Raw genomic sequence first — 19413 nt, forward strand, 5'->3', positions numbered from 1 at the left:
CCGGGCCGTGCTGCCGGCGGAGCCCGCCGCGGGCACGGCGGGGGAGGCCGCCCGGCCGGACGCCCGGAGCGCCGCCCCCGAGACACCGGACGCCGACCCGCTCCATACCGGCCCGCCCAGCACCGCCGCGCCCAGCACCGCCGCGCCCGGCGCGGCACCGCCTCCGGGGCCGGCCGAGACGCGCGCCCTGATCCGCGTCCAGTTGCGGGCCGCCCTCGGCACCTGCGCGATCGTCATGGCCGTCCTGGTGGGGCTGCCGCTGCTGGCGCTCGTCCCGCCGGTCGCGCGCGCCCGCGCGCACGGGCTCCCGGTGCTGTGGCTCGTCCTCGCGGCCGGAGTCCAGCCGGTCTGGGTCGCGGTCGCGGTCCGCCAGCTGAGACGGGCCGAACGGGCCGAGCGCGCGCTGGACCGCCGGTGACCGCGCCGGCCGCGGCGGCGGCGCTCGCCGCACCGGCCATGCTCCTCGGGGTGACGGCCGCGATCGGCGTGTACGGGCGCCGCTCCGCCCGCACGACCAGCGACCTCCTGGTCGCCTCGCGCGGCGTCACGCCCTGGCGGAACGCGTCCGCGATCGGCGGCGAGTACATCTCCGCCGCCGCGTTCCTCGGCACCGCCGGGCTCGTCCTCGCCTACGGCGCCGACATGCTGTGGCTGCCCATCGCCGCGACCGCCGGGCACGTCCTGCTGCTGGCGTTCGTGACCGCGCCGCTGCGCCGCTCCGGCGCCTACACCCTCTCCGACTTCGCCGAATGGCGGCTCGGCTCGCGCGCCGTCCGCCACCTCGTCACCGGCTGCGTCTGCTTCGCCGGCTGGTTCTACCTGCTGCCGCAGTTCCAGGGCGCGGGCGTGACGCTGCGGGTGCTGACCGGCGCCCCCGCGTGGACGGGCTGGGCCGTCGTGGTCACCGTCACGCTGGGGCTCGTCCTGTCCGGCGGGATGCGCAGCATCACCGCGGTCCAGGCCCTCCAGTACTGGGTGAAGCTGGTCGCCGTCGCGGTGCCCGCGGTCGCGCTGCTCGGGATGTGGCACCTGCACGGCGGCCCCGGCCCGCTCGGCGCCGGCGTCCCGCGCTTCGAGCAGACCACGCGGGTGGACGTCCGCACCGACGTGACCGTCACCGTTCCCGCGGACGTCACCGTCACCGCGCGCGGCACCGTGGACGGCGTCCGCCGCCCCGGCGGCGAAATCCGCCTGCCCGCGGGGCGGCACACCATCGGCCGCGGGACCACCGTGGTCTTCCCCGCCGGGACGCCGGTGCCGCACGCCGAGAGCCTGCCCGTCCAGGACGGCGGCACCTGGGCGACGCCGTTCGGGCGCGGCGACCGGCACGAGCTGTTCCGCACCTACTCGGCGATGCTGTGCGTCCTGCTCGGCACCATGGGGCTGCCGCACATCCTGATGCGCTTCTACACCAGCACGTCCGGAAGCTCCGCGCGCCGCACGGCCGCGATCGTGCCCGCCCTCCTCGCCCTGTTCTTCCTGTTTCCCACCCTCTACGGGACGCTGGGACGCCTATACGCGCCCGAACTCCTCATGACCGGCGACACCGACGCGACCCTCCTGCTGCTCCCGAAGCGGATCGTCCCCGGACCGCCCGGCGCGCTGCTCACCGGCCTCGTCACCGCCGGCGCCTTCGCCGCGTTCATCGCCACCTCCTGCGGCCTCGCCGTCGCCATCGGCGGGACGCTCGCCCAGTGCGCCCGCCGCGCCGGCCCGGCCGCGTTCCGCGGCGGCGTCCTGGTCGCGCTGGCCGCCCCGCTCGCCCTGCTGCCGGGCCTCGGCGCGCACGGCGCGGCGGACCTCGTCACCACCGCCCTCGGCGTGTCCGCCTGCTCGCTGTGCCCGCTGCTCGTCCTCGGCATCTGGTGGCGCGGACTGACCGCCGCCGGGGCCGCCGCCGGCCTCCTCACCGGCGGGGGCCTCGCCGTCGCCGCCGGCATCCTCCGGCTCTTCCACGACGCGCCCCCGGGCTGGACGGCGACCGTCCTGGACCAGCCCGTCCTGCTGATCGCCCCGGCCGCCTTCGCGACCATGGCCGCCGTGTCCCTGCTCACCCGCCGCCGCGTCCCGCGCCACACCGACGGCGCCCTGCGTCGCCTGCACCTCCCCGAAGACCTCCGCGCCGGGTGAAGCCCCGCCCTCCGGCCACGAACGGCACCGGTGCCGCGGGGACCGTCAGCACCCGGCCGCTCGTCCCGCAGAACCGACCGCTCATCGTGTGACTACGCTACGCACATCTATGACTACGTACCGTTCATCGAGGGCCGTGTTCTGCTGGTGCCGCCGGGCCGTCCCGCGCGTCTAGTGTTCTCAGTGGCACCACACGCCACACCGCCACCGGAGGGGCGGGCGGCTCCCGGCCGCGAACCTCCCACAACAGCAAATCCCGGAGATCCGGCTACAGGCCGGATCGGAGTCGCTGGATCCCGTACCGGGGGGGTGGGATCCGGCGGCCTGTGGCTCGGGCGCCGTTGAACAGTCGGGGGGTTGTTCAGCGGCGCTCGAGTCGTATTCATGCAGTAACCCAGCGAGCCGCCAGGCGAGCCGCACGGTACAACCGCAACCCGCTACTGCGACGACACCGGCCACCACCTCAGCCCGGCGACAACCTGGGCCGTCGCGATTGCGTCCGAAGGCAGGTTCAAGCGAAGCGAGAACCTGATCGCGCAGCGAGCCGCAAGGCGAGCCGAAGCGATGCAGCAATCGCACTTTTGCCCGCCGAAGGAAGGCGCTCCAGCGCCTGACGCCAAGGGCAAAAAAATCTATAGGGTGCGGAGGCGCTTCAGGGTTTCTATGTCCTTCGCGTGGGGTTCGGGGGCTCGGCCCGGGGTTTCGATCAGGAAGGGGAGGCCCTGGACGGCGGGGTGCGCGAAGAGGTCGGCGAAGGGCTGCTCGCCGATGTGGCCGGCGCCGATGTTCTCGTGGCGGTCGCGGCCGGAGGCGCAGGGGTCCTTGGAGTCGTTGGCGTGGATCAACTTCAGGCGGCCCTCGCCCACGGTGGCGATCAGGTCGTCGATGGTCTGCTTGGCGCCGCCGGGGGCGGCGAGGTCGTGGCCGGCGGCGAACGCGTGGCAGGTGTCGAAGCAAACGCCGAGCTTCGGGTGGTGCTCCAGCTTCTCGAAGAAGGGGCCGAGGTCCTGCACCTTGGCGCAGAGCATGTTGTTCTGCCCGGCCATGGGCTCCAGGAGGAGGTCGGGACCGTCCTCGGGGATCTCCTCCAGGAGGGGGAGGACGTGCTCGTGGACCTGGGCCATCGCCTCGTCGTAGGTCTGGCTCACGGCGGAGCCGGTGTGGACGACGACGCCGCAGGCGCCGATGGCCCGGCCGCGGACCAGGGAGTGGCGGACCGTCGCGACCGACTTGGCGAGGGTCTCGGGCGTCGGCGAGCCGAAGTTGACCAGGTACGGAGCGTGCACGTAGACGGGGATCCCGTGCTCGCGGAGCTTGGCGTCCTCGGCGGGCTTGCCCTCGGGCAGCGCCCAGCCGCGCGGGTTCGCGACGAACACCTGGATCGCCTCGGCGCCGATCTGCGCGGCGTACTTCAGGCCGCCGGTGGCGAGGCCGCCGGCCACGGGGACATGGGCCCCGACGGGGCTGTTCGGTGAGGTCATAGCCGGTTCAGGGTATCCGGTCACGGGCCCTTGACGATGGTGACCGTGGAGCCGCGCGGGGCCTCGCCGTTCGAGGGGGACTGGAAGCGGACGATGTTGCCGCCGAAGCCCGTCACGTTGACCTTGAAGCCGGACTCCTTGAGGGCCTTCTTGGCCTCGTCCACGGTGCGGCCGGTCACGTTGGGGACGGGGATCCTCTCGTCGCCGCCGTCGTCGCAGCCGAACTGGATCGGGCCCGCGTCGACGATGCAGTCGCGCTTGTTGACGACGATGGTGACGTCGTCGCCGCGGGAGACGCCGGTGCCCTCGGAGGGTGTCTGGCTGACGACGGTGTTCGGCTGCTTGCCTTCCACCGTCTTCTTCTGGACGGTGACGTTCAGCCCCATCGAGCGCAGCTGGTTCGCCGCCGTGTCGCCGTTCTGCCCGACGAGGTCGGGCATGGACATGCCGCTGGAGACGACGATCGCGACCGGCTCGTCGGGGGACTGCTTCTGGCCGGCCTCCGGGTCGGTGCTGATGACCCGGTCCTTGCCGACGGTCTGGGACGGGCTGGTGCTCGTCCGGCCGACGGTGAAGCCCTTGTCCTCCAGGGTCTTCTTGGCGTCGGCGAGCGGCTTGCCCTCGACGTCGGGGACCTCGCGGGGCGTGAGGCCCTTCGACGGCGTCAGCGTGATCGGCTCGCCCTTGGCGATGCGGGCGCCGGCCGGCGGGTCGGACTTGGCGACACGGCCCTTGTGGACGCGGTCGTCGTACACCGCCTTCGCGGTGCGGACCTCCAGGCCCTTGGACTCGAACTGGTCGCGGGCGTCGGAGACCTTCATCCCGATGATCGACGACGGGACGTGCTCGTACTGCCCGGACGTCTGGTACCAGACGGCCCAGCCTAGGATGAGCGCGGCGACCGCGCCGATGGCGACGAGGACGTAGCGGCCGGTCAGCGCGCCGATCGCGCGGTCGGTGCGGCTGCGCTGCGGGACGTAGTCGGCGGTGGGCTCGACGCGGGGGTCGAGGACGGCGGTGTGGCCGGGGCCGGCGGTGTGGCCGGGGGCGGGCGCCTCCAGCACGCTGGTCGCGCGGTGGGACGACTCCTCCAGCCGCCGGTCGAAGTCGCGGGGGAGGCCGCCGAACACCTCGGCGGCCTCGGCGAGGTACTGGTTCGCGTCGTGCGGGCGGCGCGCCGGGTCGTGGCTCGTCGCGTCGGTGACGAGCGCGTCCACCTGCACCGGCAGCCCGGGGACGAGCGTGGACGGCGGCGGCACCGTCTCGTTCACGTGCTTGTAGGCGACCGCGAGGGGCGTGTCGCCCTGGTGGGGGAGCCGGCCGGTGAGCAGCTCGAACAGCATGGTCCCGGCGGCGTACACGTCGGAGCGGACGTCGGCGTCGCCGGACAGCACCTGCTCGGGCGCCAGGTAGCCGACCGTCCCGATGATCACGCCGGTCTTGGTCATCTTGCTCGCGGTCTCGGCCCGGGCGAGCCCGAAGTCGGCGACCTTGACCTGGCCGTCCTCGGTGATCAGCACGTTCTCCGGCTTGACGTCGCGGTGCACGAGGCCGGCCCGGTGCGCGGCGCCGAGCGCCGCCAGCACCGGCTGCATGATCTCCAGCGCGGCGCGCGGGCCGAACCGGCCGCGCGCGGTCAGCTCCTCGCGGAGGGTGCGGCCCGGCACGTACTCCATCACCAGGAAGACGTGCTCGCCGTCGGTGCGCTGGTCGTAGACCGCGACGACGTTCGGGTGCGACAGCGCCGCCGCGGCCTTCGCCTCGCCGATGAAGCGGGCGACGAAGTCCTCGTCGGAGGCGAGCCCGGCGTGCATCACCTTGATCGCGACGGTGCGGTCGAGGCGGACGTCCCGCGCCAGGTACACCGTGGCCATGCCGCCGCGCGCGATGCGGGACTCGATGCGGTAGCGCCCGTCGAGCATCCGCCCGACGAGTGGATCTGCGACCGTCATGTCCATCGGTGCGAGTTTACGGGTGAACGGAAGTGGAACTCATCAGCCGGGAGTATGAGCATCCATGAGCCCCTGGGGTGATGCCTCTGGGGCGGGTGTGGCGCGGCGGCGGGCCCGGCTGCGGGAGACGGCCACGCCGGCCAGGCACAGCAGGCCGCCCGCGAGGGTGACCAGGCCGGGGACCTCGCCGAGGAACAGCCACGACATCGCGACGACGAGGGCGGGGACGGCGTAGGTGGTGGCGCCCATCTTCCCGGCGGACGTCCGGGCCAGCGCGTAGCCCCAGGTCGTGAACGCGAGCGCGGTCGGGAAGACGCCCAGGTAGACCATGTTGAGGGTGGCGCCGGCGGGGGCGTCGGCGGCCTGCTCGGCCAGCTGCCCGGCGAACGGCAGGCAGGCGAGCGCGCCGATGCCGCAGGCGAACGTGGTGAACTGCAGGGCGGAGGCGTGCCGCAGCGCGGGCTTCTGGCTCACCACGCCCGCCGCGTAGGTCACGGCGGCGACGAGGCAGAGCAGCACCCCGCCGACGGACGCGCGGCCCTCCCCGGACATCGACAGCCCGACGACGGCGGCGCCGGCGAACGAGACGGCCATGCCGACCACCAGCCGGGGCGAGATCCCCTCCTTCAGCAGCCAGCCGCCGAGGAGCGCGATCAGGATGGGGCCGATGTTGACGACGAGGGAGGCGGTGCCCGCGTCCACGAGCTGCTCGCCCCAGTTCAGCGCGACCATGTAGGCGCCGAACCACAGCACGCCCGCGGTGACGATGCCGGGCCAGGCCGCCCTGGGCGGGAGCCCCTCGCGGCGGATCGCCCAGAGCACGCCGAGGACCACCGTCCCCGACAGAAGGCGGCCGAGGGCGAGCGCGCCGGGCCCGTACTCGGCGCCGGCGCTGCGGATCGAGACGAACGCCGACGCCCACAGCACCACCGTGATCGTGGCGGCGGCGACCGCGCCCTTGTCGACGCGACCCGTGTTCTCCTGTTGCATGTCACGCACCTTAGGTATGGGTCGTTTCCATGAACACCGAAATGACGTGCCCGGTTGCGGCATGTCCGGGGTGAACGGACCCAGTTTGGTAAGGCGCACGTTTCAGGTCCAGCGAATACTTCTATAGGCGATGCTTTAGCCCTGCTACGAAGTGGCGAGGCCCTCGAACGGGGAGGACGCCTGCGCGTAGCGGCGCTTCGGGATGCGCCCGGCCAGCCGCGCGAGCCGCCCCGCCTCGACCGCGTGCCGCATCGCCGCGGCCATCCGGGCGGGGTCCTGCGCGCGGGTGACCGCGGTCGCCAGCAGCACGGCGTCGCAGCCCAGCTCCATGGCGAGCGCCGCGTCGGACGCGGTGCCGAGCCCGGCGTCCAGGATCACCGGGACGGTCGCCCGCTCGACGATCAGCTCGATGTTGTGCGGGTTGCGGATGCCGAGGCCCGACCCGATCGGGGAGCCGAGCGGCATCACCGCGGCGCAGCCGAGCTGCTCCAGCCGGTGCGCCAGCACCGGGTCGTCGTTGGTGTACGGCAGCACGGTGAAGCCGTCGTCGACGAGCTGCTCGGCGGCCTCCACCAGCTCGATCGGGTCGGGCAGCAGCGTGCGCTCGTCCGCGATCACCTCCAGCTTGACCCAGTCCGTGCCGAGCGCCTCGCGGGCCAGCTTGGCGGTGAGCACGGCCTCCCCGGCGGTGAAGCAGCCCGCCGTGTTCGGCAGCACCCGGATGCCGCACTCCTTGAGGACGTCCAGCACCGAGCCCCGCGCGGACGGGTCGACCCGCCGCATCGCGACCGTGGTCAGCGCCGTCCCGGACGCGGTCAGCGCCTCCCGGAGCACGTGCATGCTCGGCGCCCCGCCCGTGCCCATGATCAGCCGCGAGTCCAGTTCCTCTCCCGCGATGACCAGCGTGTCCTTCTGCACCCTCAGCCTCCTTGGACGGCGGTCAGCACTTCCAGCCGGTCGCCGTCGCGCAGCGGCGTGGTCTCCCACGCGGAGCGGCGGACGACCTCGTCGTTCAGCGCGGCGGCCACGCCGGTCCGCGCGGCGGTCACCGACGCGATCACCTCGGCCACGCTCGCGGCCTCGGCCAGTTCGCGCGGCTCGCCGTTGACGGTCACCTTCATGACGGCACCTCGGAGAAGCGGTCCGGGGCGAACGGCCCCGCGACCTCGGGGACGGGACGGTCCAGCAGCATCGCGGACAGGACGTCGGCGCTGACGGGGGCCAGCAGGACGCCGTTGCGGAAGTGCCCGGTGCCGAGGAGGAGGCCGGGGAGGGCGGACGACCCCATCAGCGGCGCGTTGTCCGGGGAGCCGGGCCGCAGCCCGGCGGTGACCTCGGCGAACTCCAGCTCGGTGATGCCGGGCAGCAGCTCGCGGGCGTCGCGCAGCAGCTCCCACAGGCCGCCCGCGGTGACCCGCGTGTCGAAGCCGAGCTCCTCCTGGGTGGCGCCGAGGACGATCTCGCCGTCCGCGCGCGGCACCAGGTACACCGACGAGCCCTTCACCAGGCCGCGGGTGGTGCGGCGCAGGAACGGGACACGGGTGCGGAGCCGGATCACCTGGCCCTTCACGGGGCGGACCGGCGGCACGCTGCCGGGCGGCAGCCCCTCCAGGTCGCCGGACCACGGCCCGGCGGCGAGCAGCACCTTGTCCGCGCGCAGCACCGTCCCGTCGTCCAGCCCGACGCCGGCCGCCGCGTCGCCCTCGACGACGATCCGGGCGGCCCGCTGCCGGACGAGCCGCACGCCGGTCCGCTCGCAGGCCGCGAGCAGGGCCGCGGTGAGCCGGCGCGGGTCGATGGAGCCGTCGGAGGGGGCGAGCAGCCCGCCGCGCACGCCGGGTGCGAGCATCGGCTCCGCCCGCCGGCTCTCCCGGCCGGTCAGCGCCTCGGCGGGGATGCCGAGGCTCTCCTGGAAGCGGCGCAGGTCGTCGAGGTACTTCAGGTCGTCGGCGTCGAACGCGACCTGCAGCAGCCCGTCCGTGCGGTAGCCGGTGCCGCGGCCGGTCAGCTCCTCCAGTTCGGCGACGAAGGCGCCGTAGCGGTCGCGGGAGGCGAGGCCGAGCCGCAGCAGCGGCTCCTCGCCGTAGGTCAGCTCGCTGACCGGGGTGAGCATGCCCGCCGCCACCGATGAGGCGCCGCTCGCGGGGGCTGGGTCGACCAGGGTGACCCCGCCGCCCGCCGCCGCGGCGGTCCGCCAGGCGGTGGCGAGGCCGATGACCCCCGCCCCGACGATCACGATCTCCATGCGCGCTCCCTTCGCCGGCATGATCCGGATCAGGTCCGGCGGTCGGCGGCCCGCTCAGCCGCCCTCTCAGCCCGGTCGCACCGGACTCCCGCGCTCTGTCACGTTTTACCTGTTCCCTACCTTACGACCTCGATCGCGTCCCCCAACTCCTGGACAGGTGTCCACCCGAAATCGGCGGCGCATTAGGCTGCCCTTCATGGACAGGGTCATCGTCGTGGGTGGCGGGCTGGCCGGCGTGCGCGCCGTGGAAGCCCTGCGCAGCAAGGGGTACGAGGGCGCGCTGACGCTCGTGTCGGCCGAGCGTGAGCGGCCGTACGACCGGCCGCCGCTGTCGAAGGCCGTCCTCGCGGGCGACTCCGACGACACGACGGTCGACGCCGACTGGGACGCGCTGCGCTGCGACCTGCTGCTCGGCGAGCGCGCGACCGCGCTGCGGCCCGCCGCGCCGGGGCGCGGCGGGGTGCTCGCCACCACCGCGGGCGACCTGCCGTTCGACGGGCTGGTCATCGCGACCGGCGCCACCCCCGTCACCCTGCCGGGGGAGGGCCGCCAGCACGTGCTGCGGACCATCGGCGACTCCCGCGACCTGCGGTCCCGGCTGACCGGGGGCGCCCGGATCGTGATCGTCGGCGCGGGCTGGATCGGCGCCGAGGTCGCGACCACCGCCGCGAAGAAGGGCTGCCGCGTCACCGTCGTGGAGGCCGCCGACACGCCCCTCGCCAACGCGATCGGCCCCGAGGTCGGCGCGCTGACCGCCCCCTGGTACGCCGAGGCGGGCGTCGAGCTGCGCACCGGCGTGAAGGTCGCCGAGGTCGAGCCCGGCGGCCTCGCCCTCGCCGGCGGCGGCCGGATCGAGGCCGACGAGGTCGTGGTCGGCGTCGGCGTCCGCCCGGAGGTGTCCTGGCTGGCGGGCTCCGGGCTGCTGGTCGAGCGCGGCGTGGTCACCGACGGCGCGTTCCGCGTCTACGAGGGCGAGGAGGAGCCCGGCGCCCTCCGCCCGGATATCGTGGCGGTCGGCGACTGCGCCGCCTGGTGGTCGGCGCGCTACGGCCGCCGGCTCCTCGTCGAGCACTGGGACACCGCCCTCAACGCCCCCGAGACCGCCGCGGCGACCCTCCTCGGCGCGGACGCCCGCTACGACGCCGCCCCCTACTTCTGGTCCGAGCAGTTCGGCCGCATGGTGCAGTACGCGGGCAGCCACGTCGCGTCCGAGCGGCTCGTCCACCGCGGCGACCCGTCCGGCCGGAAGTGGGCGGTGGCGTGGCTGACCGGCGACCGGCTCGACGCGATCCTCACCGTCGACCGCCCCCGCGACCTGGTGCAGGCGCGGCGGGTGATCGCCGCCGGCACGCCGGTGGACCCGGCGGCGATCGCCGACCCGGACGTGCCCGTCCGGCAGGCCGTTCGCGGATAGCGATCGGCGGCGGCGGGTAACGGCTGTCCAGGGGGTTTGAGGCTTCCGAAGGCGTGGTAGCAAGGGGGCGTGACGCAGATGCACGCAACCGTTGACAGCGCACTCGACCCCCGGACCGACGCCCTCGCCGGCGACTGGCTCACCCTCCGCGAGACCGCCGAACGGCTCGGGATCCGGCCCAACCGGATCAAGCAGCTCATCCACGAGCACCGGATCCTCGCGGTGCGCCGGGAGGGGCAGCCGATGGTGCCCGCGGCGTTCATCAAGGACGGCCAGGTCATCAAGGGCCTGCCCGGCACGCTGACGCTGCTGTCGGACGCCGGGTTCGACGACGTCGAGACGATCCGCTGGCTGTTCACCGCCGACGACACGCTGCCCGGCACGCCGGTGGACGCGCTCACCGAGAACCGGGGGACCGAGGTCCGCCGCCGCGCCCAAGCCCTCGCCTTCTAGTCCCGTCCGGTCCAGGACCTCGCCCTCCCGCCCCGGCGGCGCCGCCGGGACGCGCACATGACACGATCGCGGGGACGCGCGGCGGGACCACCGCCGCGCGGCCCCGCGATCCAGCCATGATCTGAGCTTGTGAAAGGACGTGCCCCGGCCGTGTCCAGGCATCTCCCCTCCGAACGCGCCGTCGCGCTGCGCGCCCGGCTCGGCCGGGCCCGCCTCTACCTGTGCACCGACGCGCGGGAGCGGCAGGGCGACCTTCCGGAGTTCCTGGACGCCGTCCTCGCGAACGGCGTCGACATCGTCCAGCTCCGCCAGAAGGGCCTGGAGGCCCGGCAGGAGCTGGCCCACCTGGAGGTCTTCCGGGCGGCCTGCGAGCGGCACGGCGCGCTGCTCGCCGTCAACGACCGGGCCGACGTGGCGCACGCCGTCCGCGCCGACGTGCTGCACCTCGGCCAGGACGACCTGCCGGTGCCCGCCGCCCGCGAGATCGTCGGCGGCGACGTGCTGATCGGCCGGTCCACGCACTCCGGCGAGCAGGCGTCGGCGGCGGCCGCCGAGCCCGGCGCCGACTACTTCTGCGCGGGCCCGGTGTGGCCCACGCCGACCAAGCCCGGCCGTCCCGCGCCCGGCCCGAAGCTGCTGGAGTACGTGGCGGCGCAGCGGCCGTCGCGGCCCTGGTTCGCGATCGGCGGCATCGACCTCGGCACCCTCGACGCGGTGCTGGCCGCGGGCGCGACCCGCGTCGTCGTGGTGCGGGCGATCACCGAGGCGGACGACCCCGGCGCCGCCGCCGCGGAGTTCGCGCGCCGGCTCGCGACCTGAGCGTTCCGAGGCCGGTGTTTGACCCGGATCACGGTGCGGCGCGGCGGGACGATCACCGACAATGGGGATCATGAGCCTCGGACCCGACGACGACCGCACCGTCGAACTGGACGACGACCTGCAGATCCTGCCCGACCAGACGTCCGACGACACCGACGTCGGCTGGGGCGAGTGGCGCGGCGGCGGCGACGATGACGCCCGCCTGCTGGAGGAGCGCCCGCCGCACTGGTGAGCGGCCGGGCGCCCGGTCAGAACATCCTGCGGGTCAGAACTCCAAGCGGGGTCAGAACATCATGCCGAGCGCGAACCCCGCGACGACGACGGCGCCGAGCGCGACCATCATCCGCCAGCGGTAGCGCGGGATGCGCTTCGGGCGCGGCTTCGGCGCCGGCGTGCGGCCGTCCCGCAGCGCCCGGACGAGCTGCGGCGCGGTCGGCCGCGCCGCCGGGTTCTTGTCCAGGCAGCGGGCGGCGAGGTCGCGCAGCGGGCCGCGCATGTCGCCGAGGTCCGGCGGCCGGGAGGTGACGCGCCGCATGACGGCGGCGCTCGGCCCGGTGCCGAACGGCGGCCGCCCGGTCGCGGCGAACACCATCGCGGCGCCCCAGGCGAACACGTCGGCGGGCGGCCCGACCGGCTCGTCCTCGATCTGCTCGGGCGCCATGTAGGCGGGCGTGCCGACCGGGCCGGTGGTCAGCGGGGTGGCGGGCCCGAGGGCGTCGGTGGTGCGGGCGATGCCGAAGTCGATGACCTTGGCGCCGTCCGGGCCGAGCAGCACGTTGCCGGGCTTGAAGTCGCGGTGCACGATCCCGGCGCGGTGGATCGCGGCCAGCGCCGCCGCCGTCCGCAGCGCGGCCTTGCGCAGCTGCGGGGCGGGCAGCGGGCCCTGGTCGGCGACGACCTGCTGCAGTGACGGGCCCTCGACGTACTCGCTGACGATGTAGGGGCGGTCGCCGGTCATGTCGGCGTCCAGGACGCGCGCGGTGTGCCGCCCGGACACCTGCAGCGCCGCCTCCGCCTCCTTGACGAAGCGGCTGCGCGCCCGCTGCCCGGCGGCGATGCCGCCGCGCAGCAGCTTGACGGTGACGAGCCCGCCGTCACGGTCGCGGCCGAGGTAGACGACGCCCTGGCCGCCCTCGCCCAGCCGGGCGAGCAGCGTGTAGCCGGCGAGGCGGCGCGGGTCGTCCGGGCCGAGCGGCGTGCCGGGCCCGCGGTCGCGGTCCTGCGCGGGCCGGGACGCGCCGCCCTGGCGCGCCTGGCCCGCGGGGGCCTGGCCCACGCGGCCCTGCTTGGCGCCCGCGGGCTTGGCCGCGGGCTGCTTGGCGGGCTGTTTGGCGGTGGACGGGGCCGGGCGCGGCTTGGTCGCGCGTCCGGGGCGCCCGGTCCGGGCTGCGGTGGGACGCGCGGCGTGGGCGTTCGTCCTCCCGCGGGAGGTGTCGTGCGGCACAGGAAGACTCCGACTCGGCGGGGACGGACGAAGATTTCCCTATTTGTACCGCGCCACGGCTGCGCACGACAGGCGAACCGGGATCTTCGCCGCTACCCACATGTCCCCAAAGTTCCCTTCTGGGCGATCTGCCGGGACGATGCGCCGACCATGACCTTGTAGCAGCCGTCCGCGACCTTCCACGCCTTCGCCTCCTCGTTCCAGTAGGAGAACGACCGCGCGGACAGCGGGAACGTCACCGTGGTGCTCTGCCCCGGCGCGAGCGTGACCTTGGTGTAGCCCTTGAGCTGCTTGGGCGGCTGCGGGACGTCCACACCCGCCGCGGGCATGCCGATGTAGAGCTGCGGAACGGCCACGCCTGCGCGGTCACCGGTGTTGGTGACCGTCACCTGCACCGCCTTGGTGCTCGCCTTGAGCCCGCTGTAGGAGAACGTCGTGTAGGACAGGCCGTGCCCGAACGGGAACTGCGGCGTGATGCCCTTCGCGTCGTAGTGCCGGTAGCCGACCAGGACGCCCTCGGAGAACGTGACGGTCTTGTTCACGCCGGGGTACTGCGCGGGGTTCCCGGACGCCGGCGCGTCGTTCTCCGCCACGGGGAACGTCACCGGCAGGCGGCCGCCGGGGTCCACGTCCCCGTACAGGACGCGCGCCAGGGCGTTGCCCGCCTCCTGCCCCGGGTACCACGCCTCGACGATGCCCTTCACCTGGCCCGCCCAGGGCGTCAGCACGGGGCCGCCCGTGTTCAGCACGACGATCGTGTTGGGGTTGGCCTTGGCGATCTCCGTGATCAGGCCGTCCTGGTCGCCGCGGAGCGGCTCGCCGCACTGCAGCGTCAGGCACGACTTGTCGAAGAACTCGCCCTGGCTGTCGGTCGCGAACACGATCGCGACGTCGGCGGCCCGCGCCGCGTTCGCGGCGGCCGCGCGGTCGTCGCCGTCGTGGTAGCTGATCGCGGTCCCGGCCCCGGCGCGGCGCGCGATGCCGTCCTGCGCGCTGACGGTGGTGAACGGCACGACCTTCGCCGAGCCGAACCCGCCCGGGGCCTCCCGCGCGGCGCGGCCGATCAGCGCGATCCTCTTCGGCGCCGCCAGCGGCAGGGCGCCGTCGTTCTTCAGCAGCGTGATGCCGCCCTCCTCGATCCGGCGTGCGGCGGTCTCGCTCGCCGTCCGGTCGATGCGGGACAGGTCGTTCGGGTACGCCTGCCGGTCGAACACCCCGAACGCGAACATCGTCCGCAGGATGTTGCCGACGTGCCCGTCGATGGTCGCCTGCGTGACCTTCTTCTGCGCGACGGCCATCTTCAGCAGGAACGCGTTGTACTTCATGCCGACCGGCAGTTCCATGTCGAGCCCGCCGTTGGCGGCCTCGGCGGTGTCCTGCGCGGCGGTGTGGTCGGACGGCACGAACCCCTTGAAGCCCCACTCCGACCGCAGGATCTTGTTGAGGACGGCGTCGTCCTGGCATGCCCAGCGGTCGTTCAGCTTGCCGAAGCCGCACATGACGGTCGCGGCGCCGCCGTCCTTCACGGCGGCCTCGAACGGCGGCAGGTAGATCTCCCGCAGCGTGCGCGGGTCGACCTTCATGCCCAGCGACAGCCGGTCGGTCTCCTGCGTGTAGACGGCCAGGTGCTTGACCGACGTCATCACGCCCTGCGCCTGCGCGCCCTTGACCCACGGCACGCCGAGCGTCGCGGACAGGTAGGGGTCCTCGCCGAAGCCCTCGAACGTCCGGCCGTTGCGGGGGGTGCGCAGCACGTCCACCGTCGGGCCGAAGATCAGGTCGTTGCCGCGGTGCCGGGCCTCCCAGGCGACCGTCCCGCCGTACAGCGCCGCCGCGTCGCGGTCGAAGCCGGCCGCCAGCGCGATCGGCGCGGGCAGCGCGGTCGCCTTGCCCTGCCGGACGCCCGCGGGCCCGTCCGACATGTAGACGGGCGGGACGCCGAGCCGGTCGATCCCGCGGTTGGTGTCGGCGTGCGCGTCCTCGAAGAACCCGCCGAGCGGGCCGCCGAACGGGTCGTCCGAGGCCAGCAGCGCGATCTTCTCGTCGGCGGTCAGCTGCGGCAGCAGCAGCGCCGTCCGCTGGTCGGGGGTCAGCGCCGTGTCGCACCACGGCCGCTGCGCCGGGTCGCCGCAGCGGCCCGCAGCCGCCCGCGCGTCACCGGGCGCGGGCACCGAGAGCAGCGCCAGCGCCGCGGCGAGCGCGCCCGCCGCCGGGAGCCACCGTCCGGTCCGCATCAGCGGCCCTCCCCGTTCTGGACCGGTCCCTCGTTCTGGACGCGCAGCGCGTTCAGGGTGAAGGCGACCATGTGGTAGTGGCCGATCAGCATGACCAGCTCGATCAGCTCGCGCTCCCCGAAGCGGGTGGCGAGCTCCGTCCAGGTCGCGTCGGACAGGGTGCCGGACGCGTGCAGCTCGTCGGCGGCGGTGAGGACCATCCGGTCGTCGTCGCTCCAGCCGTGGCCGTCGAGGTCCAGCCTGAGCGCCGCGATGTCGGCCTCGGTGAGGCCGGCGCCGCGCGCGAGCCCGCGGTGGTGCTCCCACTCGTACGCGCAGGACCGGTGGTGCGCCGTCCGCATGATCGCCAGCTCCCGGTCGCGGGCCGTGAGCGTCCCCTTCATCAGCAGCATCGACCCGAGCCCGATCCAGGCGTGGAAGAGGTCGGGGTGGCGGGCGAGCGTGGTGAAGACGTTCAGCGGCCCGGTCGTCGCTGCCACGGCCTTGAGGACGTCGTCCCAGGCGTCCTCGGGCAGCGGGTCGAAGCGCGGGACGCGGTTCCCCGAAGTGTCGGCGCACATGGCGACATTTCTGCCACCGATCAGTGGGAAAGTTCTAGTCCACTGGGGAAATTTGGCCGGATTGTGTCATTAGTTACTTACATGCTGCGGGTGGTGGCGGCCACGGCCAGCTCGCCGAGGGCCTCCCGGGCCTCCGCGGTGACGGGCGCGGCCGCCAGGCTCCGCTCCGCCTCCCGCAGGTAGCGCTCGATCATCGCCTCGCAGGCGGCGAGCCCGCCGGTCTCCTCGATGATCGTGCGCAGCTCGTCCACCCCGGGGCGGTCGAGCGCGGGGTCGCCGAGGCGGCGCAGCACCGCGTCGGCCTGCGCGGCGGACGCGCGCTCCAGCGTCAGGGCGATCAGCACGGTGCGCTTGCCCTCGCGCAGGTCGTCCCCGGCGGGCTTGCCCGTCTCGGCGGGGTCGCCGAACACGCCGAGCACGTCGTCGCGCAGCTGGAAGGCGATGCCGAGCGGCAGGCCGTAGCCGGTGAGTGCCGCCGTCACGTCCGGGCGGGCGCCGGCGAGGACCGCGCCGAGGTGCAGCGGGCGCTCGATCGTGTACTTGGCGCTCTTGTACTCCACCACGCGCAGCGCCGTCGCGACGGTGGCCTCGCCGCGCGTGCCCTCCAGCATGTCGAGGTACTGGCCGCACATGACCTCGGTGCGCATCAGGTCGTACACGGCCCGGCCGCGCCGCCGCGGCCCGGCGTCGAGCCCGCACGTCTCGAACATCTCGCTCGACCAGGCCAGGCACAGGTCGCCGAGCAGGATCGCGGCGCCGCCGCCGAACGCCTCGGCGTCGCCCGGCCAGCCCTGCGCGCGGTGCAGCGCCTCGAAGCGGCGGTGCGCGGACGGCTGGCCGCGCCGGGTGTCGCTGGAGTCCATCACGTCGTCGTGCACCAGCGCGCTCGCCTGGAGCAGCTCCAGGGACGCGGCGGCGGCCACGATGCCGGGCGAGTCCTCGCCGCCGGCGGCCCGCCACCCCCAGTAGCAGAACGCGGGCCGCAGCCGCTTGCCGCCGCCGAGCAGGGCGTCGAGGGCGGACAGCAGCGGCGCGAGGTCGTCGCTGATGGTCAGCAGCGCCGGGCGCTGCCGGTCGACGAAGCCGAGGAGGGCTTCGTCGACCTCCTTGCGGATACGGCTGGTCGACATGCCGAGATCGTATCCACCTGCGGCGATTCAACCCTGCCGCCAAAACGTGAGAAGTCACTGGATCTTCGGAAATAGGCGCATAACGCCCGTACGGTGTGGCGAGCATCACGTGATTCGGCGGTTCGAAGCCGCCTCCGAGGGCTTCTGTAGGCTTGGGGGATGCGACGCGTACGCCCCGACCGGCCCCCGACAGTCCGCGAGCTGCTGGCGGCGGGAGGCAGGTCCTTCTCCTTCGAGTTCTTCCCGCCCAAGACCGACAAGGGCGCGCGGAACCTGTGGCGTACGATCCGCGAGCTGGAGTCCCTGCACCCGACGTTCGTCTCGGTGACCTACGGCGCGGGGGGCGGCACCCGCGACACCACCGTCGACATCGTCGAGCGGATCGCGACCGACACCACGCTCACCCCCGTCGCGCACTTCACCGCCGTCGACCACTCCCAGGCCGAGCTGCGCAACCTCATCGGCCGGTTCGCCGCCGCCGGCGTCCGCAACGTCCTCGCGCTGCGCGGCGACCCGCCCGGCGACCCGATGGGGGAGTGGGTCAAGCACCCCGACGGCGTCGAGTACGCCGCCGACCTGGTCCGGATGATCCGCTCCTACGGGGACTTCTGCGTCGGCGTCGCCGCGTTCCCCTACAAGCACCCGCGCTCGCCCGACGTCGGCAGCGACGTGCGGTACTTCGTGGAGAAGTGCCGGGCCGGGGCCGACTACGCGATCACCCAGATGTTCTTCCGCGCCGAGGACTACTTCCGGCTCCGCGACCGGGTCGCCGCCGCGGGCTGCGACGTGCCGATCCTGCCGGGCATCATGCCGGTCACCCAGCTCAGCACGATCGAGCGGTCCGAGCAGCTGTCGGGCGCGCCGTTCCCGCCCGAGGTCAAGGCCCGGTTCGACGCCGTCGCCGACGACCCGGAGGCGGTCCGCAGGCTCGGTGTCGAGCACGCCGCCGAGCTGTGCCGCGAACTGCTGGAGCAGGACGCGCCCGGCATCCACTTCATCACGTTCAACAAGTCCACGGCGACGCGCGAGGTCTACTCGCTCCTCGGCGCCGAGGAGTACGGCGCGAGGGGCAGCGTCCCGCCCATGACCGCGTAGCGGGGCCCGCCGCCCGGGAACTCGAACCCGCTCAGCAGGTCCACCATGCCGACCGAGCGGTAGAGGCGGCGCGCGGGCGTCTCGGGGTGCCGGTCGAGCGTGGACAGGACGACCGTCCGCTCCGGCCTGCCCTCGCACAGCGCGGTCAGCAGGCTCCGGCCGAGGCCCCTGCCCTGCGCCTGCGGGTGCACGTGCAGCTCGGCGACCTCGAACGCGTCCGCCAGCCACTCCTCGGCGTGGTCCGGCCCCTCCAGGTCGGACAGCGCCTGGTGGACGACGTCGTGCCACCACTGGCCGCGCGCCCCGTGGAACCCGTAGGCGAACCCCTGGACGGGGCCCGGCAGGACGGGCAGCGTCCCGCGCCGCTCGGCGACGAACGCGCGGAAGCCCGGGTACGTGGTGTGCCGCTCCATGATGGTGTGCCGACCCGGAAGCTGCTCGTTCGGCGGCTCCATCGCGGCCGCGTACACGTCCAGCATGGGGTTGAGCCTGCGTAGGAAGGCGCGTTGGTCGATCTCGCGCAGCTTCGGGTCCCTCACCCGCAAGAGCCTAGACCCGGGGGATGGTGCGCTGCGTCACAGAGAGCCGATCGTAGAGGTCCCAGAGGATGCGGTCGGCGGCCTTCTTCAGCGTCCCCCGGTTGGCGTCGAGCTGCCCGCCCCACACGCGCGCCTCCGGGCCCAACCACGCGTCCGTCCCGCGCAGGGTCTTCACCGGCGCGTCCAGGGCCTGCCTGAGCCGGTCGATGCTGCCGTAGGCGTCCGCGTACGCCTGGTACAGCCGCTGGTACTCCGGGTTGGGCTGCTCTGTCGGGGACAGTTTGGCGGCGGCGGCACCGGTGAGCGGCAGGGGCAGGCTCCCGGGAGGCGGCGGAGCGGCCATGGCGACCTCTCAGGTCTCACGCGACGGTGGTTGCTTCGGGCTCGTGCAGATCCAGCTTGGCGACGGCCGCGCGCGCCTGCTCGCTCAGGGGCGCACCGGTCAGCACCTGGACCGCCACGGGACGGACCCCGGCGCGGTCGGCCTCGGCCAGGAACGCGCGCAGCCACTTCACGTCCATCGCCATGTGGTGGCTGGCCACGCCCACCGACTCCTGGACGGCCTCCAGCCTCGCCTTGTCGCCCTCGGCCGCCTTCAGCAGATCGGCCGTCGCCGCCGGGCCGAGGCGCTCGTACAGCTTCTCGGTGTAGTCGGGATCGTCGGCGTTGGCCTTGAGGTGCTTCCAGACCGAGTCGGGGACGGGCCGCCCGTCCTGGACGGCCGCGACCGCGGCGAGCGCGTCGGTCCTGGCGGCCTTGGCCGCGGACGGCCGGTCGGGGAAGTTGCCGATGTCGCCCGCGCCCCGCGGCGTGGGCTGCAGCGTGGGCGGCGCCGTCTTGACGGGCGCCCTAGGGGGCGGAGGCGTGACGGGCCTGTCTCTTATACTCATCTGACGCTGCCGACGACGGAGAGAGTGGAGATGTCGG

At 74.0% G+C, this 19413-nt stretch carries 20 protein-coding genes and 1 riboswitch; of the genes, 7 read left to right on the forward strand and 13 right to left on the reverse strand.

Annotation, left to right across the window (positions count from 1 at the left end):
* On the forward strand, positions 1-418 hold a 418-nt coding region (locus ETD96_RS44925; RefSeq protein WP_171069140.1), incomplete at its 5' end, for a hypothetical protein.
* A complete protein-coding gene (locus tag ETD96_RS20525) occupies positions 415-2130 on the forward strand; it encodes a sodium:solute symporter family transporter (RefSeq protein ID WP_205719371.1) in 1716 nt (571 codons plus the stop codon). The genes ETD96_RS44925 and ETD96_RS20525, both read left to right, overlap by 4 nt.
* 632 nt (positions 2131-2762) lie before the next feature.
* Here ETD96_RS20525 and ETD96_RS20530 read toward each other — a convergent pair.
* The 6 genes from ETD96_RS20530 to thiO all read right to left on the reverse strand — a co-directional run bounded on the left by ETD96_RS20530 (position 2763) and on the right by thiO (position 8798).
* The gene (locus ETD96_RS20530) at positions 2763-3611 is read right to left on the reverse strand and encodes a deoxyribonuclease IV (RefSeq protein ID WP_138638087.1); all 849 of its coding nucleotides are present in this window, start codon (positions 3609-3611) and stop codon (positions 2763-2765) included.
* Between the two features lie 20 nt (positions 3612-3631).
* Complete coding sequence (pknB, locus tag ETD96_RS20535; protein ID WP_138638088.1) at positions 3632-5569, reverse strand: Stk1 family PASTA domain-containing Ser/Thr kinase; 1938 nt, start codon at positions 5567-5569, stop codon at positions 3632-3634.
* Between the two features lie 36 nt (positions 5570-5605).
* The gene (locus tag ETD96_RS20540) at positions 5606-6553 is read right to left on the reverse strand and encodes a DMT family transporter (RefSeq protein WP_138638089.1); all 948 of its coding nucleotides are present in this window, start codon (positions 6551-6553) and stop codon (positions 5606-5608) included.
* 144 nt (positions 6554-6697) lie between these two features.
* Complete coding sequence (locus ETD96_RS20545; RefSeq protein WP_420884773.1) at positions 6698-7471, reverse strand: thiazole synthase; 774 nt, start codon at positions 7469-7471, stop codon at positions 6698-6700.
* A 2-nt stretch (positions 7472-7473) separates the two neighbouring features.
* Complete coding sequence (gene thiS / locus ETD96_RS20550) at positions 7474-7674, reverse strand: sulfur carrier protein ThiS (protein ID WP_138638090.1); 201 nt, start codon at positions 7672-7674, stop codon at positions 7474-7476.
* A complete protein-coding gene (thiO, locus tag ETD96_RS20555; protein WP_138638091.1) occupies positions 7671-8798 on the reverse strand; it encodes a glycine oxidase ThiO in 1128 nt (375 codons plus the stop codon). The genes thiS and thiO overlap by 4 nt, the downstream gene beginning before the upstream one ends.
* Positions 8788-8900, reverse strand: a riboswitch (TPP riboswitch). Its footprint overlaps the gene before it by 11 nt.
* Before the next feature lie 94 nt (positions 8901-8994).
* Between thiO and ETD96_RS20560 the strand changes: the two genes are divergently transcribed.
* The 4 genes from ETD96_RS20560 to ETD96_RS44930 all read left to right on the forward strand — a co-directional run bounded on the left by ETD96_RS20560 (position 8995) and on the right by ETD96_RS44930 (position 11716).
* Positions 8995-10212 carry an NAD(P)/FAD-dependent oxidoreductase gene (locus tag ETD96_RS20560; RefSeq protein WP_138638092.1) on the forward strand — a complete coding sequence of 406 codons (1218 nt, stop codon included), beginning with the start codon at positions 8995-8997 and terminating at the stop codon, positions 10210-10212.
* Between the two features lie 78 nt (positions 10213-10290).
* Complete coding sequence (locus ETD96_RS20565; RefSeq protein ID WP_138638093.1) at positions 10291-10665, forward strand: Rv2175c family DNA-binding protein; 375 nt, start codon at positions 10291-10293, stop codon at positions 10663-10665.
* 150 nt (positions 10666-10815) lie between these two features.
* A complete protein-coding gene (gene thiE / locus ETD96_RS20570; RefSeq protein WP_138638094.1) occupies positions 10816-11484 on the forward strand; it encodes a thiamine phosphate synthase in 669 nt (222 codons plus the stop codon).
* Between the two features lie 70 nt (positions 11485-11554).
* Complete coding sequence (locus ETD96_RS44930; protein WP_171069141.1) at positions 11555-11716, forward strand: hypothetical protein; 162 nt, start codon at positions 11555-11557, stop codon at positions 11714-11716.
* A gap of 51 nt (positions 11717-11767) precedes the next feature.
* Here ETD96_RS44930 and ETD96_RS20575 read toward each other — a convergent pair whose 3' ends face one another.
* From ETD96_RS20575 to ETD96_RS20590, 4 genes are all read right to left on the reverse strand, one after another.
* Complete coding sequence (locus ETD96_RS20575) at positions 11768-12928, reverse strand: serine/threonine-protein kinase (RefSeq protein WP_240807916.1); 1161 nt, start codon at positions 12926-12928, stop codon at positions 11768-11770.
* 92 nt (positions 12929-13020) lie between these two features.
* A complete protein-coding gene (locus ETD96_RS20580) occupies positions 13021-15162 on the reverse strand; it encodes a glycoside hydrolase family 3 C-terminal domain-containing protein (protein ID WP_138638095.1) in 2142 nt (713 codons plus the stop codon).
* A complete protein-coding gene (locus tag ETD96_RS20585) occupies positions 15162-15722 on the reverse strand; it encodes a carboxymuconolactone decarboxylase family protein (RefSeq protein WP_138638096.1) in 561 nt (186 codons plus the stop codon). The genes ETD96_RS20580 and ETD96_RS20585 overlap by 1 nt, the downstream gene beginning before the upstream one ends.
* A gap of 77 nt (positions 15723-15799) precedes the next feature.
* Positions 15800-16852, reverse strand: coding sequence for a polyprenyl synthetase family protein (locus ETD96_RS20590; RefSeq protein ID WP_138638097.1), 1053 nt, complete (start codon positions 16850-16852; stop codon positions 15800-15802).
* A 159-nt stretch (positions 16853-17011) separates the two neighbouring features.
* Here ETD96_RS20590 and metF point away from each other — a divergent pair, with 159 nt between their 5' ends.
* Positions 17012-17947 (forward strand): methylenetetrahydrofolate reductase [NAD(P)H], encoded by a 936-nt coding sequence (gene metF / locus ETD96_RS20595; RefSeq protein ID WP_138638098.1) that lies wholly within the window; start codon positions 17012-17014, stop codon positions 17945-17947.
* Here the strand turns inward: metF and ETD96_RS20600 are convergent.
* The 3 genes from ETD96_RS20600 to ETD96_RS20610 form a co-directional block, all read right to left on the reverse strand.
* Positions 17884-18486, reverse strand: coding sequence for a GNAT family N-acetyltransferase (locus tag ETD96_RS20600; protein WP_138638099.1), 603 nt, complete (start codon positions 18484-18486; stop codon positions 17884-17886). The genes metF and ETD96_RS20600 overlap by 64 nt on opposite strands.
* Before the next feature lie 10 nt (positions 18487-18496).
* Positions 18497-18829, reverse strand: a complete 333-nt coding sequence (locus tag ETD96_RS20605; RefSeq protein WP_138638100.1) for a hypothetical protein — start codon at positions 18827-18829, stop codon at positions 18497-18499.
* 16 nt (positions 18830-18845) lie between these two features.
* The coding region (locus ETD96_RS20610) for a hypothetical protein (protein ID WP_205719372.1) at positions 18846-19413 on the reverse strand (568 nt) is incomplete at its 5' end.

Source organism: Actinomadura geliboluensis (assembly GCF_005889745.1).
Classification (GTDB): domain Bacteria; phylum Actinomycetota; class Actinomycetes; order Streptosporangiales; family Streptosporangiaceae; genus Spirillospora; species Spirillospora geliboluensis.

Excerpts from the sequence above, each read along its gene's own strand:
- ETD96_RS20530 (WP_138638087.1), bottom strand. The coding sequence starts at position 3,611 with ATGACCTCACCGAACAGCCCCGTCGGGGCCCATGTCCCCGTGGCCGGC.
- pknB (WP_138638088.1), bottom strand. The coding sequence starts at position 5,569 with ATGGACATGACGGTCGCAGATCCACTCGTCGGGCGGATGCTCGACGGG.
- ETD96_RS20540 (WP_138638089.1), bottom strand. The coding sequence starts at position 6,553 with ATGCAACAGGAGAACACGGGTCGCGTCGACAAGGGCGCGGTCGCCGCC.
- thiS (WP_138638090.1), bottom strand. The coding sequence starts at position 7,674 with ATGAAGGTGACCGTCAACGGCGAGCCGCGCGAACTGGCCGAGGCCGCG.
- thiO (WP_138638091.1), bottom strand. The coding sequence starts at position 8,798 with ATGGAGATCGTGATCGTCGGGGCGGGGGTCATCGGCCTCGCCACCGCC.
- ETD96_RS20560 (WP_138638092.1), top strand. The coding sequence starts at position 8,995 with ATGGACAGGGTCATCGTCGTGGGTGGCGGGCTGGCCGGCGTGCGCGCC.
- ETD96_RS20565 (WP_138638093.1), top strand. The coding sequence starts at position 10,291 with ATGCACGCAACCGTTGACAGCGCACTCGACCCCCGGACCGACGCCCTC.
- ETD96_RS44930 (WP_171069141.1), top strand. The coding sequence starts at position 11,555 with ATGAGCCTCGGACCCGACGACGACCGCACCGTCGAACTGGACGACGAC.
- ETD96_RS20580 (WP_138638095.1), bottom strand. The coding sequence starts at position 15,162 with ATGCGGACCGGACGGTGGCTCCCGGCGGCGGGCGCGCTCGCCGCGGCG.
- ETD96_RS20585 (WP_138638096.1), bottom strand. The coding sequence starts at position 15,722 with ATGTGCGCCGACACTTCGGGGAACCGCGTCCCGCGCTTCGACCCGCTG.
- ETD96_RS20590 (WP_138638097.1), bottom strand. The coding sequence starts at position 16,852 with ATGTCGACCAGCCGTATCCGCAAGGAGGTCGACGAAGCCCTCCTCGGC.
- metF (WP_138638098.1), top strand. The coding sequence starts at position 17,012 with ATGCGACGCGTACGCCCCGACCGGCCCCCGACAGTCCGCGAGCTGCTG.
- ETD96_RS20605 (WP_138638100.1), bottom strand. The coding sequence starts at position 18,829 with ATGGCCGCTCCGCCGCCTCCCGGGAGCCTGCCCCTGCCGCTCACCGGT.